Here is a 15,368-nt window from a genome sequence, read left to right as displayed (position 1 = left end):
CAAGGAAACACGAGATTTCACGCAGCCGTTGTGCGTTTTAGCACAGCCCTAAGGATCAGCATGTTCGACTGGAACGATCTGCGGTTTTTCCTCGAGTTGCAGCGCAGCGGCCGCCTGCTCACGGCAGCCAAGCGCCTCAATACCACCCACAGCACGGTCGCCCGGCATATCGAAAGCATCGAGAAGAGCCTGGGCACGCCACTGTTCGTACAGCACGCCCAGGGCTATGAACTGACCCCGTCAGGCCAGGCGCTGCTCAAGCACGCCGAAGCCATGGAGAACGTTGCCCTGCTGGCACAGGAAGAAATCACCCAGGCCATCACCCCGCTGGGCAAGATTCGCCTGGGCGTCACCGAAGGCATCGGCATCATGTTCTTCACCCCGCGCATGAGCGAGCTGTTCGCCCGTTATCCGGGGCTGGAGGTGGAGCTGGTGGCGGTACCGCGCTTCGTCAGCATCCTCAACCGCGAGGCCGAGATCAGTATCCACCTGGAGCGGCCCAACGCCGACTTGCTGATCACCCGCAAGCTCACCGACTACCGCCTGGCGCTGTACGCCAGCCAGGACTACCTGGACCGGGCGCCCCCACTGCGCAACCGCGAGGACCTGGCCCGGCACAGCTGGATCGGCTACGTCGACGACCTGCTGTTCAGCCAGGAGCTGCTGTTTCTAAACAGCTTCTGCCGCGCACCGAACGTGGCCTTCCGCAGCACCAGTGTGATCGCCCAGCAAACCGCCGCACGGGCAGGGCTCGGCATTGCCGTGCTGCCCAACTACATGGCTCGCCACGACCCGACACTGGTACGCGTGCTGCCCAGCGAGACCATCCAGCGCAGCTACTGGATCTGTACCCGCCGCGAGTTGCACAAGTCGGTGCGCCTGCGGGTGGTGTGGGACTACCTGCTGGCGCTGTGCGCGGCGGAACAGGACGAGCTGCTAGCCGAGTAGCGCCTTGCCGGCCAGTAGCAAGGCCGCCAGCCAACCGGCGACAGCGAACATCTGCTGCAGGCGGGGCCCGGCGATCTTTGCCGCCAGGGGTCGGGCCAGCAACAGGCCGATCACTGCTCCGATGGCAAAAGGTGCGCCAATCCGCCAGTGCATCACTCCGGCCACGCTGGCGCTGACCACGCTCCCCGTGGAAACCAGCGCGATGACGGCCAGGGAAGTCGAGACGATGCTCTTCATGCGCAGGTTGGTGTAGCGGTTCAAGGCGGGGATGATCACAAAGCCGCCGCCGACCCCGAGTAGGCCGGAGAGCAAGCCGGACATAGCCCCGGTAAACGCCAGGGCACGAGCGCAGGGTAACGTCCAGCGCAAGCGCCCCTGCAATGGGTTCAGTACGCAGGGCTCGATGTAGCGATGGGCTTCGCTGCCTTCGCCACGCAGCTCTTTGGCCGCCTTGCGCCAGATGCGCAGGCAGGCATAGATCAGCACGGCAGCGAACACCAGCGCCAAGGGTGTATTGGGCAAGCGGTGGGCCAGCATCAGGCCGAACGGTGCCGCTGCGATACCGATCAAGGCGATGAAGAGGGCAGCGCGATAACGCACCAGCCCTTCGCGCAAGCCAAGTATCGCACCCACCGCCGCAGCAAGCCCGACGGCAAGCAACCCGATGGGTGCCGCTTCGACCATCGACAGGCCCAACCCGAACACCAGCAGCGGCACTGCCAGGATGCCACCACCGGCGCCGGTCAGCGCCAGCACCGCACCGATGATCGCGCCCAGGCCTGCGCCCAGCAGTTGATGTTCGATCACTGTGCGGCCTCGGTGTCCAACGGTTGCGGGCGCGCCAGCCACTCACGGCCTTTGAGCATCCCTTGCCAGTACAACGGCGGCAGCACCCGAGCCTTGAGCAGCCAGGCCAGGCGTGTCGGCTGGCGCCCATCGAGCAGCCAGCGAGGGAAGCTCGGTGCGACCTTGCCGCCATAGGTGAACTCGGCCAGGACGATCTTGCCGCGCTCGACAGTCAGTGGGCAGGAGCCATAGCCGTCGTATTGGGCCAGGGTAGGGAGGCGGCCCAGCGCTACCAGCACATTGTTGGCGACCACTGGCGCCTGCTTGCGCGCAGCCGCAGCAGTCTTGGCATTGCTGGTGTTGGCCACATCGCCCAGGGCGTGGACGTTGCCGAACTGACGGTGGCGCAAGGTATGCGGGTCGACGTCAACCCAGCCGGCGGCATCGGCCAAGGGGCTCTGGCGGATGAAGTCCGGGGCAACCTGCGGCGGCACCACGTGCAGCATGTCGAAGGCTTCGGTACGGGTTTCACTGCTGCCGTCGGCTAGCGTACGCACGAAGGTGGCACGCTGGTTGGGCCCATCCACGGCCACCAGACGATGGCTGTAATTGAGGTTAACGCCGTACTTGTCGATGTAGGCCATCAAGGCTGGCACGTAGTCGGGAACGCCGAACAGCACGGCACCGGCATTGAAGAAACTGGCTTTCACGTCGCCCAGCCGACCACTGCGCAGCCAATGGTCGCAGGACAGGTACAGTGCTTTTTGCGGCGCACCAGCGCACTTGATCGGCATCGGCGGCTGGGTGAACAGCGCACGCCCTTGCTTGAGCGATTGCACCAGCTCCCAGGTGTAAGGTGCCAGGTCGTAGCGGTAGTTGGAGGTGACACCGTTGCGGCCAAGGGTTTCGCTGAGCCCCTCGATCGCGTCCCAGTCGAGCTTGAGGCCGGGGCAGACCACCAGCTGTTCATAACTGATGGCGCGGCCTCCCTCCAGGGTGACCAACTGGGCAGATGGGTCGAAGCCCTGGACGCGCGCCTTGATCCAGCGTACGCCGCGCGGGATGGCCGAGGCCATGGTGCGGGCGGTGCTCGGCGCACTGAAGACGCCGGCGCCGACCATGGTCCAGCCTGGCTGGTAGTAGTGCACGTCGGCAGGGTCGATCAGGGCGATGTCCAGTGTCGGGTCACGGGCGATCAGGCTGGAAGCAGTGGCGATACCGGCGGCACCGGCACCGACGATGACCACCTTGTGGTGGTCGGCATTGGCAGGCATGGCAGTCAATCCTGGAATTTCTGGTAATGGGGCAGGGCAGTCAAAGCTTGTTCAGCGGGATCTTCAGGTAGCTCACACCGTTTTCTTCGGGCTCGGGGAGCTGGCCGCTGCGCATGTTCACCTGCACCGATGGCAGGATCAGCACGGGCATGTCGAGGGTCTTGTCGCGAGCTTCGCGCATGGCCACGAAGCTGTCCTCGTCGACGCCTTGATGGATGTGGATATTGCTGGCGCGCTGCTCGGCCACCGTGGTGACGTACTGCATCTCGCGCCCGCCTGGCAGGTAGTCGTGGCACATGAACAGCTGGGTCTGGTCGGGGAAGGCCAACAAGCGGCGGATGGAGCGGTACAGCGTGCGCGCATCGGCACCGGGGAAGTCGCAGCGGGCGGTTCCGTAGTCAGGCATGAACAGGGTATCGCCGACGAACACCGCCGTCTCACCAGCGTCCACCACCATGTAACTGATGCATGCCGGCGTATGCCCGGGGGTATGCAGCGCCCGGGCATGCAGGTTGCCGATGCTAAAGCCCTCTTCATCTTCGAACAGCACATCGAACTGGCTGCCATCGCGGGCGAAGCCTGGCTCGGCGTTGAACAGCGTGCCAAAGACTTTCTGCACCTGGGTAATGTGCGCACCGATGGCGGTATGGCCACCGAGCTTGCCCTTGAGGTAAGCCGCTGCCGAAAGGTGGTCGGCGTGCACGTGGGTTTCCAGCACCCATTGCACCTTGGCGTTGAGCTCGGTCACACGATCGATCAGGCGATCCGCCGAAGCGGTGCAAGTGCGCCCGGACTTGGGGTCGTAGTCCAGCACGCTGTCGATCAGTGCGCACTGAAGGGTTTCACGATCCATGACCAGGTAGCTGATGGTCGAGGTCGCCTTGTCATAGAAGGCGTCCACGTGAAGGTTGTTGCCGATGATCATCACGTTCTCCAGATTGTCTGCCTCGCCTTGTACAGGCGTAGGCAGTGGGTGGAGGTTTATCAAGATGCATGCCAGGCGTTTTTCTACTTCCGGCCCAATGAACAGGGGGCCTTGATCACAGCTATCAGCACGGGTGGCAGTGGTTTTGGCAGTCGACTGTCAGCCAATGGCAGTGTTTGGCAGTCCTTGTTACCCTGCGCCAGGTTATCCAATCGGTGTCGCCATGCCTGAATCTCATCCACTCATCCTAGCTCTGGTTTCCTACCTTGAGCACGATGCCCTGCCTACCATCGTGCTGGACACCGACTACAACATCCTCGCGGCCAACGCGGCTTATCGCCGGCAGTTCGGTCGAGACAAGCAGGCTCCGTTGGGTGAGAAATGCCATCGTGTGTCACATCACTACGCCGTCCCCTGTGACCAGGCCGGTGAGCACTGCCCGATGCGCAAGGCGTGGGACAGCAAAGTACCGGAGCGTGTGCTGCACATTCATCACACGCCGCGTGGTCCCGAGCATGTGGATGTGGAGCTGCGGCCGATCCTTGATGAACAGGGCAGGGTGGTAGCCTTTGTCGAGCGGCTGACCAGCATCACCCTGGCGTCCGCGCAACCTCAGGAACAAGGGCTTGTCGGGCGAGCACCTGCTTTCAAGACCGCATTGGCCAGTCTGCAGCGAGCAGCACCCGCGCAGATACCGGTGTTGCTTCAGGGCGAGTCAGGCACCGGCAAGGAACTGTTTGCACGCGCAATTCACATGGGTAGCCCAAGGGCCAATGGCCCGCTGGTCGTCGTCGACTGCACCGGCCTGACCGAGTCGCTGTTCGAGAGCGAATTGTTCGGCTACGAGAAAGGCGCTTTCACCGGCGCCAACCAGCGCAAGATCGGCCTGGCCGAAGCCGCCCACGGCGGCACGTTGTTCCTCGACGAAATCGGCGAGGTGCCGTTGGCGATGCAGGTCAAACTTCTGCGCCTGATCGAGTCCGGGAGCTTTCGCCCGGTTGGCAGCCTGCGCACTGTGCATTCGGATTTCCGCCTGGTATCAGCAACCCACAAACCGCTGAAGAAAATGGTGGCCGAAGGAACGTTCCGCGAAGATCTGTACTACCGCATCAGCGGCTTCCCGATCCGCCTACCGGCTTTGCGCGAGCGCGTGGAAGATTTGCCGCTACTGGCCGAGAGCCTGCTGCAGCGCATGGCCGGCAAGCCGACACCGAGCCTGACCGAAGAGGCGCTGAAGCAACTGAAGCTGCATGGGTTCCCAGGGAACATTCGCGAATTGCGCAATATTCTGGAAAGGGCTCGGCTGTTTGCCGATGACGGGCTGATCCGACCTGAGCATCTGCCGGAAGAGGTTGGGCCACAGCAGGCACTGGCCATGAGCAGAGGGCGAAACGATCTGGGTGATCTCGCGCATGCACTGGAGCAGTTCCAAGGATCACGCAGCGAACTGGCCCGTCACCTTGGCCTGAGTGAGCGAACCCTCTATCGCCGCTTGAAAGCGCTGGGTCTGTAGGAGCAGCCCTTTCGCGACACAAGGCCGCTCCTACAGGATTGTGCACCCAGAGGACCTTTACCTGACCTTTACCTCTGCCCTTACATTAACTGGAAAAGTTTGTGGTCTGATCAGTTAACCGCACCAGGCAGACCGCATTACCTGCCGGGCGTTAACAGGTAGAGGTTCCGCAAATGAAGAAAGCCCTAACCGTACTCTGCGCCGCACTTGTGCTCAGCACACCCTTGGCCAGCTTCGCTCAACCGGGCCCGGACCACTATGACGGCGGTCCATCCCATCAGGGCTACCCGCCACATGGTCAACCCGAACGGCATGACCGTCACGACAACGGCCGCTACCCGGCCTACCACAACCCGAACTTCCGACCTGAAGCGGGCATGCCGATGCCGCATCAGCAATGGCATCGCGGCTATGTGGTGGAACCGCGTTACCGCGCCGACCGCTACTGGGTGACCGACTGGCGCGCGCGCCATCTGTACGCACCACCTCGTGATCACCGCTGGTTGTACGTGAACGGGGACTACGTGCTGGTGGCGATCGCCAGTGGTGTGGTCGTCAGCGTTCTTTCCGGCTACTGATTCTCACAGCCACAAAAAAGCCCGCATCAGCGGGCTTTCTTGTTTCTGGCGGTCTACACCGGATCAGAAGTCCAGGTTCGACACCGACAGCGCATTGCTTTCGATGAAGTCACGGCGTGGCTCCACCGCGTCGCCCATCAGGGTGTTGAAGATCTGGTCGGCGGCAATCGCGTCTTCGATGGTGACCTTGAGCATGCGGCGGACGGTTGGGTCCATGGTGGTTTCCCACAGCTGCTCCGGGTTCATCTCGCCCAGACCTTTGTATCGCTGAATGGTGTGGCGCTTGGTGCTTTCGTTCATCAGCCAGTCGAGGGCTTCCTTGAACTCGGTGATTGCCTTGCGACGTTCACCGCGCTGTACATAGGCACCTTCACCCAGCAGGGTCGACAGCTTGGCACCCAAGGTGACCACTGAGCGGTAGTCGTTGCTGCCGAAGAAGTCGCGGTTGAAAGTGACATAGCTGGCCAGGCCGTGGGAGGTGACTTCCACTTCCGGCAGCCAGACATTGCGCTCCTTGTCTTCGCGCAAGCTGGCCTGATAAACCAGGCCCGACTTCTGGCTGTTGCTCAGGCGCTCCTGGAATTTCACCTGCCAGGCTTGCATCGCGGCGTGGTCGGCCAGTTGCTCCAGCGTGACTTCCGGCAGGTAGATGAAGTGCTCGGTGATGTCTTCCGGGTACAAGCGCGACAGGCGCTTGAGGGTCTTCATCACGGCGCGGAATTCGTTCACCAGGGTTTCCAGCTGTACGCCGGAAACGGCTGGCGCCGATTCGTCCAGGTGCAGGCTGGCATCTTCGAGGGCCGACTGGGTCATGTATTCTTCCATGGCCTCGTCGTCCTTGATGTACTGCTCCTGCTTGCCTTTCTTGACCTTGTACAGCGGCGGCTGGGCGATATAGATGTAGCCGCGCTCGACCAATTCCGGCAGCTGACGGAAGAAGAACGTCAGCAGCAGGGTACGGATGTGCGAACCGTCGACGTCAGCATCGGTCATGATGATGATGTTGTGATAGCGCAGCTTGTCGATGTTGTACTCTTCGCGGCCGATGCCACAGCCCAACGCGGTGATCAACGTGCCCACTTCCTGGGACGAGATCATCTTGTCGAAACGGGCTTTCTCGACGTTGAGGATCTTGCCCTTCAGCGGCAGGATCGCCTGGGTGCGACGGTTACGGCCTTGCTTGGCCGAGCCACCTGCGGAGTCACCCTCCACCAGGTACAGTTCGGAAAGGGCAGGGTCCTTCTCCTGGCAGTCGGCCAGTTTGCCCGGCAGGCCGGCGATATCCAGTGCGCCTTTGCGGCGAGTCATTTCACGGGCTTTACGCGCCGCTTCACGGGCACGGGCAGCGTCGATCATCTTGCCGACCACGGCCTTGGCTTCGTTCGGGTTTTCCAGGAGGAAGTCGGCGAAGTACTTGTTCATCTCTTGTTCCACGGCGGTTTTCACCTCCGAGGAGACCAGCTTGTCCTTCGTCTGCGAGCTGAACTTCGGATCCGGCACCTTTACCGAAATGATCGCGGTCAGGCCTTCACGGGCATCGTCACCGGTGGTGGCGACCTTGTTCTTCTTGGCCAGGCCTTCCTGCTCGATGTAGCTGTTCAGGCTACGGGTCAGCGAGGAGCGGAAACCGACCAGGTGAGTACCGCCGTCACGCTGCGGAATGTTGTTGGTGAAGCACAGCAGGTTTTCGTTGAAGCTGTCGTTCCACTGCAGGGCAATCTCGACACCCACGCCGTCTTCACGCTGGATGTTGAAGTGGAAGACCTGCGAGTTGACCGGGGTCTTGTTGGTGTTGAGGTATTCAACGAATGCCTTCAAGCCACCTTCGTATTTGAAGAACTCTTCCTTGCCCGAACGCTCGTCCTTCAGCAGGATGCCGACACCCGAGTTGAGGAACGACAGTTCGCGAATCCGCTTCGCCAGGATGTCCCAGCTAAAGTGGATGTTCTTGAAGGTTTCAGCCGAAGGCTTGAAGTGGATGTGGGTACCGGTGGTTTCGCTGTCACCGACAACCGCCATTGGCGCCTGTGGAACACCGTGAACATAGGTCTGTTCCCAGATCTTGCCGCTGCGGCGAACGGTCAGCACCAGCTTCTCGGACAGGGCGTTCACTACCGACACACCTACGCCGTGCAGACCGCCGGATACCTTATAGGAGTTGTCGTCGAATTTACCGCCGGCGTGCAGCACGGTCATGATGACCTCGGCTGCGGAAACGCCTTCTTCTTTATGCACGTCGACCGGAATGCCGCGACCGTTGTCGCGCACGCTGATGGATTCGTCCGTGTGGATGATGACGGTGATGTCATCGCAGTGACCGGCGAGGGCTTCGTCGATCGAGTTGTCGACCACCTCGAAGACCATGTGGTGCAGGCCGCTACCATCATCGGTGTCGCCAATGTACATGCCGGGACGCTTGCGTACGGCATCCAAACCTTTCAGCACCTTGATGCTGGAGGAGTCGTACGTTTGATTTTCGCTCATGCCTTCACTCCCGATGGTCGTGGGTCTGGGTGATACGGCCTTGTTCCACGTGGAACAAAGCAACTGGCGTTTCCGTCTGCCAGCCTTCCCTCAGTAATTCGTGATCTACACAGGTGATGAACACCTGGCAGCGTAATTCTTCAAGCAAGCGGCACAGCGCGCGGCGATGCTGGTCATCCAGCTCGGACGGCAGGTCGTCAACGAGATAAATACAGTGGCCGCGGCGAGCCTGACTGACGAGATGGCCCTGGGCAATGCGCAGTGCGCACACCACCAGCTTTTGCTGACCACGCGACAAAATGTCGGCTGCGTTATTGGCAGCCAGACGAAGACGCAGATCAGCACGCTGCGGACCGGCCTGGGTATGGCCCATCTGCTGATCGCGAAGGAGAGAGGAGGCGAGTACTTCTTGCAGTTCCCGGTCCTTGTCCCAGCCTCGGTAGTAGCTCAGGGTCAACCCGTCCAGCTCGACCAGCTCGCTCAGGGTTTGCTCGAAGACGGGCTTCAAGGCCTTGATGTAGTTGCGACGGTATTCATCTATTTCCGCGCTGGCCAGGCATAACTCCCGGTCCCAGGCGGCTTGCGAAGCTGGGTCAAGTGTACCATGCCGCAACCACGAGTTCCGCTGCCGCAGCGCCTTCTGCAGACGCTGCCACGCAGGCAGGAATCGAGGTTCCACGTGGAACACTCCCCAATCGAGAAACTGCCGGCGGATCTTCGGTGCGCCTTCCAGCAACCGAAAACTGTCCGGGTTGATCAATTGCAGCGGCAACAGTTCAGCCAGTTGAGCAGCGCTCCTGGCGTTCTGCCCGTCGATGCGGATAGTGAATTCGCCCGCCCGCTCCCGTGAAACGCCCAAGTTGCTGGTGCCACCTTCAGCCAACTGCACTTCGCCAAATACCGTACAAGCGGGTTGCTCATACTGAATGACCGGGTTCAATCGAGTGCTGCGAAATGACCGGGCAAGGCCAAGCAGGTGCACGGCTTCGAGCACACTGGTCTTGCCGCTGCCGTTAGCGCCGTAGAGGATATTGATGCGGGGGGAAGGTGAGAGGGTCACCGGGTGCAGGTTGCGCACCGCGGTGACCATGATACGTCGAAGGGACATTTCGCCTGCTACGAATTACAGACGCATCGGCATGACAACGTAGGAAGAATCGTCGTTGCCAGCTTCCTGCAGCAGGGCGCTGCTGTTGGAGTCGGACAGAATCAGACGAACTTGCTCAGTAGTCATAACGCCCAGCACGTCGAGCAGGTAGCTGACGTTGAAGCCGATCTCCAGCGAGCTACCTTCGTAGTCCACGCTGATCTCTTCTTCTGCTTCTTCCTGCTCAGGGTTGTTGGCCTGGATCTTCAATTGACCGGCCGCCAGCTGCAGGCGAATACCGCGGTACTTCTCGTTGGAAAGAATGGCGGTACGGCTGAACGCTTCGCGCAGCGCCTGACGGTCACCGACCACCAGCTTGTCACCGCCCTTCGGCAGTACACGCTCATAGTCCGGGAACTTGCCATCGACCAGCTTGGAAGTGAACGTGAATTCACCGGTGGTCGCACGGATGTGGTGCTGACCGAGCACGATGCTGACCATGCCTTCCGGATCGGTGAGCAGGCGCGCCAGCTCCAGAATACCTTTGCGTGGAACAATGACCTGATGGCGATCATCCTGCTCGATCGGCGCAGTCATGGAGCACAGCGCCAGGCGGTGGCCGTCGGTGGACACCGCACGCAGGGTGTTGCGCGACACTTCCAACAGCATGCCGTTGAGGTAGTAACGGACGTCCTGCTGAGCCATGGCGAAGCTGGTGCGCTCGATCAGGCGACGCAGTTTGCTTTGCTCCAGGTTGCAGGTCAGCGAGCCTGGGCCTTCTTCAACGGTAGGGAAATCGTTGGCAGGCAGGGTCGACAAGGTGAAACGGCTACGGCCGGCTTTGACCAGCAGCTTCTGCTCGTCGACCTTGATGTCGATCAGAACATCGTTCGGCAGGCTCTTGCAGATGTCCATCAGCTTGCGCGCTGGGACAGTGATCTCGCCTGGCTCTGCCGGCTCTTCCAGTTGCACGCGGCCAACCAGTTCGACTTCCAGGTCGGTACCGGTCAACGACAGCTGTTGGCCTTGTACGACCAGCAGGACGTTGGACAGCACCGGCAAGGTCTGGCGGCGCTCGACGACACCGGCGACCAGTTGCAGAGGTTTCAACAGGGCTTCGCGTTGAATGGTGAAATGCATGGTCTAGTCCCTTGCCTTCAATTAGCTGCGCTGACGACCATCACGTCGTCAGCGTCCGCAGCAGGTTCTTGTAGTCCTCGCGGATGTCCGCGTCGGATTCCTTCAATTCGTTGATCTTGCGGCAGGCGTGCAGCACGGTGGTGTGGTCGCGGCCGCCAAACATGTCGCCGATCTCCGGCAGACTGTGGTTGGTCAGCTCCTTCGACAGCGCCATGGCGACCTGACGCGGTCGCGCAACGGAGCGCGAGCGGCGTTTGGACAACAGATCGGCGATCTTGATCTTGTAGTACTCAGCCACGGTGCGCTGGATGTTATCCACACTGACCAGCTTGTCCTGCAGCGCCAGCAGGTCCTTCAACGACTCGCGAATCAGCTCGATGGTGATGTCACGGCCCATGAAGTGCGAGTGAGCGATCACCCGCTTCAGGGCACCTTCGAGTTCACGTACGTTGGAGCGAATGCGCTGGGCGATGAAGAACGCGGCGTCATGCGGCAGCTCGACCTTGGCCTGGTCTGCCTTCTTCATCAGGATCGCCACGCGGGTTTCCAGTTCCGGCGGCTCGACAGCCACTGTCAGGCCCCAGCCGAAGCGCGACTTCAGGCGCTCTTCCAGGCCTTCGATCTCCTTGGGGTAACGGTCGCTGGTGAGAATCACCTGCTGGCCGCCCTCGAGCAAGGCGTTGAAGGTGTGGAAGAACTCTTCCTGGGAACGCTCCTTACGGGCGAAGAACTGGATGTCGTCGATCAGCAGCGCATCGACCGAGCGGTAGAAGCGCTTGAATTCATTGATTGCGTTGAGCTGCAGCGCCTTGACCATGTCCGCGACGAAGCGCTCGGAATGCAGGTACACGACCTTGGCATTCGGGTTCTTCTTCAGCAGGTGGTTACCCACAGCATGCATCAGGTGGGTCTTACCCAGGCCCACGCCACCATAAAGGAACAGCGGGTTGTAACCATGCTTGGGGTTGTCGGCGACCTGCCAGGCCGCAGCGCGGGCCAACTGGTTCGACTTACCTTCGACAAAGGTCTCGAAGGTAAACGTACGGTTCAGGTAGCTGGTGTGCTTGAGCGCACCTTCCACCTGAACCGTACGCTGTTCGGTGCGGCTGCCAGCTGCAGGTGTCGAAGCGCTGTCGCCCATGCCATCGAAGCTGTCACGCGAAGCCGGCTCAACGACCTCGTTCACGTGCACCGGCTCAACGGCTGCCGCCTGGACCGGTTCGGCAACGGCGGCAATGGCAGGCGCAGCGGCCTGTTGTGTCTGGCTTTGTGCAAGCGTGGCTGCAACTGCGGCGCTGACGGGCGCATTAGGTGCGGCCCGTGGAGCAGAGCTGCGACGACTGCCTATTAACAAGGAAAGGGCTGGCGCCATGCCGCTGCCGTTTTCACCCAACAGTTCGAGCAGACGGCCAAGGTACTTTTCATTCACCCAATCGAGCACGAAACGGTTAGGCGCATAGACGCGCAACTCGTCGCCTTCGGCTTCGACCTGTAGCGGACGGATCCAGGTGTTGAATTGCTGGGCAGGCAGTTCATCGCGCAGAAGCTCCACGCACTGCTGCCAAAGTTCCACTGACACGGATATCCCCTGAGTTGAAAGCCGGATGAGGCAAAAACAAACCGCCATTGTACCGGTCGAGCGATCAGTTATCCACATGTGGAAACATTCTGAGCCATGACAAAACAGCCATTTAGCGGCAAAAACGTCCCTTTACCTCTGTGAATAAGGTCTGTGGATAACCGACCATGAGGGCTATGCACAACCCTGAGGTCAGCCCTGTTGATAACTCGGCTGTGGATAACGGCCTTTTCTATCCACAAGCTATGCGCACGTCCGACACAAGCGCAGCACGTGTTACCGACAAGGTTGTAAATCTCTGTACAGCTCGTAATTCAAGGGCTGCATACAGTTATCCACAGAAGGTTATCCACCTAAGATTTATAAGTTCTTCAGAAAAGCTTTTTATATGTCTCTTCTTTTTTTTCATTTTGTCGTCCGTCTGCCTGCCTGATCAACCCTCCCTGGCATCCAGCACTCAGGTCGCCTTCTATAAGGAAAGGCTGGTTGGAAATTGACCTATGGGCTTGCTTTCTCTAGAATCGCCGATCTCTTAAAAAGGGGGCCATTCCGGCCCGTAGTCGACAAACCAGGTAACAACGCCATGAAACGTACTTTCCAACCAAGCACCATCAAGCGCGCTCGCACCCACGGCTTCCGTGCCCGTATGGCTACCAAGAACGGCCGCGCTGTTCTGTCGCGTCGTCGTGCCAAAGGCCGTAAGCGTCTGGCCATTTGATTTTTCGGCACAGGTGGTGAGTCAGGACTTCAGTCGGGAAAAGCGACTGCTTACACCCCGGCACTTCAAAGCGGTCTTCGACTCCCCAACCGGCAAGGTTCCAGGGAAAAACCTGCTGATCCTTGCTCGCGAGAACGGCCTGGATCACCCGCGCCTCGGCCTGGTGATCGGCAAGAAGAGCGTCAAGCTTGCCGTTCAACGCAATCGCCTCAAGCGCTTGATGCGCGATTCCTTCCGGCTCAACCAGCAATTGCTGGGTGGCCTGGATATAGTGATCGTCGCGCGCAAGGGATTGGGTGAGATAGAAAACCCGGAACTGCACCAACACTTTGGCAAGCTCTGGAAACGCCTGGCGCGCAGCCGGCCAACTCCAGCGGCAAACGCCGATTCCGCAGGGGTAGACAGTCAAAATGCGTAAACTGGCCCTCGTTCCGATCCAGTTTTACCGTTACGCCATCAGTCCCCTGATGGCCAATCACTGTCGTTTCTACCCCAGTTGCTCCTGTTACGCTCTTGAAGCCATTGAAAACCATGGCCTCCTGCGTGGCGGGTGGCTAGCCGTTCGTCGCCTGGGGCGTTGTCATCCGTGGAACGACGGCGGTTTCGATCCCGTTCCCCCCGCTCCTTCCTCCCGAACTTCTTCGATAGCCGAGTAATCATGGATATTAAACGCACGATCCTGATCGTCGCCCTGGCAATCGTGTCCTACGTCATGGTCCTCAAGTGGAACGAGGACTACGGCCAGGCTGCCCTGCCGACTCAGACTACTGCTGCCAACACTGTTGCCCCGGCCTTGCCGGATGGTGTACCGGCCGGTACCGCCAGCGCCGATGTGCCAAGCGCCAATGCTGAATCCAGCCCTGCCGAACTGGCGCCGGCTGCGGTCAGCAAGGATCTGATCCGGATCAAGACCGATGTCCTGGAACTGGCTATCGATCCGGTCGGTGGTGACATCGTCCAGCTTAACCTGCCGAAGTACCCTCGCCGTCAGGACCATCCGGACATTCCGTTCCAGCTGTTCGACAACGGTGGCGAGCGTGTCTACCTGGCACAAAGCGGCCTGACCGGCGCCAACGGTCCGGATGCCCGTTCGTCGGGTCGCCCGCTGTATGCTGCCGAGCAGAAGAGCTACCAGCTGGCTGATGGCCAGGACCAACTGGTCGTCGACCTCAAGTTCAGCGACAACGGCGTCAACTACATCAAGCGCTTCAGCTTCAAGCGCGGTGAGTACGACCTGACCGTCAGCTACTTGATCGACAACCAGAGCGGCCAGGCCTGGAACGGCAACATGTTTGCCCAGCTCAAGCGTGACGCCAGTTCCGATCCATCGTCGAGCACCGCCACCGGCACCGCGACCTACCTGGGCGCCGCCATGTGGACAGCTTCCGAGCCTTACAAAAAGGTCTCGATGAAGGACATCGACAAAGGTAGTTTGAAAGAAAATGTGTCGGGCGGCTGGGTTGCCTGGCTGCAGCACTACTTCGTGACCGCCTGGATTCCGGCCAAGTCGGACAACAATGTTGTCCAGACCCGCAAGGACAGCCAGGGCAACTACATCATCGGCTACACCGGCCCGGCCCTCAGTGTTCCTGCTGGCGGCAAGGTCGAAACCAGCGCCATGCTGTATGCCGGTCCGAAGATCCAGTCCAAGCTGAAAGAGTTGTCCCCAGGCCTGGAACTGACCGTCGACTACGGCTTCCTGTGGTTCATCGCCCAGCCGATCTTCTGGCTGCTGCAACATATCCACAGCCTGCTGGGCAACTGGGGCTGGTCGATCATCGTGCTGACCATGCTCATCAAAGGCCTGTTCTTCCCGCTGTCGGCTGCCAGCTACCGCTCGATGGCGCGCATGCGTGCCGTGGCGCCGAAGCTCGCCGCACTGAAGGAACGCTTCGGTGACGATCGCCAGAAGATGTCCCAGGCGATGATGGAGCTGTACAAGAAAGAGAAGATCAACCCGCTGGGCGGCTGCTTGCCGATCCTGGTGCAGATGCCAGTGTTCCTGTCCCTGTACTGGGTACTGCTGGAAAGCGTCGAGATGCGCCAGGCCCCATGGATGCTGTGGATCACCGACCTGTCGATCAAGGATCCGTTCTTCATCCTGCCGATCATCATGGGCGCCACCATGTTCATCCAGCAGCGTCTGAACCCGACTCCGCCGGATCCGATGCAGGCCAAGGTGATGAAAATGATGCCGATCATCTTCACCTTCTTCTTCCTGTGGTTCCCGGCTGGTCTGGTGCTGTACTGGGTTGTGAACAACTGCCTGTCGATCACTCAGCAGTGGTACATCACCCGCCGTATCGAAGCAGCCACCAAAAAAGCTGCTGCTTGAC

Annotated in this window: 14 protein-coding genes; 7 read left to right on the top strand and 7 right to left on the bottom strand. The window is 60.4% G+C overall.

Translation table 11 applies throughout. The features are described 5' to 3' along the window. Positions 1 to 60 precede the first annotated feature (60 nt). On the top strand, positions 61 to 948 hold the full coding sequence (locus N430_RS21875; RefSeq protein ID WP_110638914.1) for a LysR family transcriptional regulator: 888 nt from the start codon (positions 61 to 63) through the stop codon (positions 946 to 948). Here N430_RS21875 and N430_RS21870 read toward each other — a convergent pair. The 3 genes from N430_RS21870 to N430_RS21860 are packed head-to-tail and all read right to left on the bottom strand — an operon-like array spanning position 937 to position 3,933. Continuing rightward, positions 937 to 1,755 (bottom strand): sulfite exporter TauE/SafE family protein, encoded by an 819-nt coding sequence (locus N430_RS21870; protein WP_110638913.1) that lies wholly within the window; start codon positions 1,753 to 1,755, stop codon positions 937 to 939. The two genes, N430_RS21875 and N430_RS21870, sit on opposite strands and share 12 nt — an antisense overlap. Further along, positions 1,752 to 3,008, bottom strand: a complete 1,257-nt coding sequence (locus N430_RS21865; RefSeq protein WP_371922788.1) for an FAD/NAD(P)-binding oxidoreductase — start codon at positions 3,006 to 3,008, stop codon at positions 1,752 to 1,754. Before N430_RS21865 ends, N430_RS21870 begins: the two co-directional genes overlap by 4 nt. 40 nt (positions 3,009 to 3,048) lie before the next feature. Then, positions 3,049 to 3,933 (bottom strand): MBL fold metallo-hydrolase, encoded by an 885-nt coding sequence (locus N430_RS21860; RefSeq protein ID WP_110638911.1) that lies wholly within the window; start codon positions 3,931 to 3,933, stop codon positions 3,049 to 3,051. A gap of 223 nt (positions 3,934 to 4,156) precedes the next feature. On the opposite strand from N430_RS21860, the gene N430_RS21855 reads away from it, so the two are divergent. Then, a complete protein-coding gene (locus tag N430_RS21855; RefSeq protein ID WP_110638910.1) occupies positions 4,157 to 5,446 on the top strand; it encodes a sigma-54-dependent Fis family transcriptional regulator in 1,290 nt (429 codons plus the stop codon). Positions 5,447 to 5,619: 173 nt separating this feature from the next. After that, positions 5,620 to 6,024: an RcnB family protein gene (locus tag N430_RS21850; RefSeq protein WP_110638909.1), complete on the top strand. Its 405-nt coding sequence runs from the start codon at positions 5,620 to 5,622 to the stop codon at positions 6,022 to 6,024. Between the two features lie 63 nt (positions 6,025 to 6,087). Here N430_RS21850 and gyrB read toward each other — a convergent pair whose 3' ends face one another. From gyrB to dnaA, 4 genes are read right to left on the bottom strand one after another with little or no spacing between them, the layout of a single operon-like run. Beyond that, on the bottom strand, positions 6,088 to 8,508 hold the full coding sequence (gene gyrB, locus N430_RS21845) for a DNA topoisomerase (ATP-hydrolyzing) subunit B (protein WP_110638908.1): 2,421 nt from the start codon (positions 8,506 to 8,508) through the stop codon (positions 6,088 to 6,090). Positions 8,509 to 8,512: 4 nt separating this feature from the next. Next, the gene (gene recF, locus N430_RS21840) at positions 8,513 to 9,616 is read right to left on the bottom strand and encodes a DNA replication/repair protein RecF (protein ID WP_110638907.1); all 1,104 of its coding nucleotides are present in this window, start codon (positions 9,614 to 9,616) and stop codon (positions 8,513 to 8,515) included. 15 nt (positions 9,617 to 9,631) lie between these two features. After that, entirely contained in the window at positions 9,632 to 10,735 is a 1,104-nt protein-coding gene (gene dnaN / locus N430_RS21835; RefSeq protein WP_019099412.1) for a DNA polymerase III subunit beta, read from the bottom strand. Between the two features lie 40 nt (positions 10,736 to 10,775). Next, on the bottom strand, positions 10,776 to 12,314 hold the full coding sequence (dnaA, locus tag N430_RS21830) for a chromosomal replication initiator protein DnaA (protein WP_110638906.1): 1,539 nt from the start codon (positions 12,312 to 12,314) through the stop codon (positions 10,776 to 10,778). A gap of 583 nt (positions 12,315 to 12,897) precedes the next feature. Between dnaA and rpmH the strand changes: the two genes are divergently transcribed. Genes rpmH through yidC form a run of 4 tightly spaced genes read left to right on the top strand, consistent with a single transcriptional unit; the run spans position 12,898 to position 15,367 of the window. Next, on the top strand, positions 12,898 to 13,032 hold the full coding sequence (rpmH, locus tag N430_RS21825) for a 50S ribosomal protein L34 (RefSeq protein WP_003253163.1): 135 nt from the start codon (positions 12,898 to 12,900) through the stop codon (positions 13,030 to 13,032). 13 nt (positions 13,033 to 13,045) lie between these two features. Beyond that, the gene (gene rnpA / locus N430_RS21820) at positions 13,046 to 13,450 is read left to right on the top strand and encodes a ribonuclease P protein component (protein ID WP_082433472.1); all 405 of its coding nucleotides are present in this window, start codon (positions 13,046 to 13,048) and stop codon (positions 13,448 to 13,450) included. After that, positions 13,443 to 13,688 (top strand): membrane protein insertion efficiency factor YidD, encoded by a 246-nt coding sequence (yidD, locus tag N430_RS21815; protein ID WP_079230263.1) that lies wholly within the window; start codon positions 13,443 to 13,445, stop codon positions 13,686 to 13,688. Before rnpA ends, yidD begins: the two co-directional genes overlap by 8 nt. A gap of 2 nt (positions 13,689 to 13,690) precedes the next feature. Further along, the gene (yidC, locus tag N430_RS21810; protein ID WP_110638905.1) at positions 13,691 to 15,367 is read left to right on the top strand and encodes a membrane protein insertase YidC; all 1,677 of its coding nucleotides are present in this window, start codon (positions 13,691 to 13,693) and stop codon (positions 15,365 to 15,367) included. Position 15,368 lies beyond the last annotated feature (1 nt).

This window comes from Pseudomonas sp. CC120222-01a (genome assembly GCF_003097235.1).
Taxonomy (GTDB): domain Bacteria; phylum Pseudomonadota; class Gammaproteobacteria; order Pseudomonadales; family Pseudomonadaceae; genus Aquipseudomonas.
This window is presented reverse-complemented; position numbering and strand designations above follow the sequence as displayed.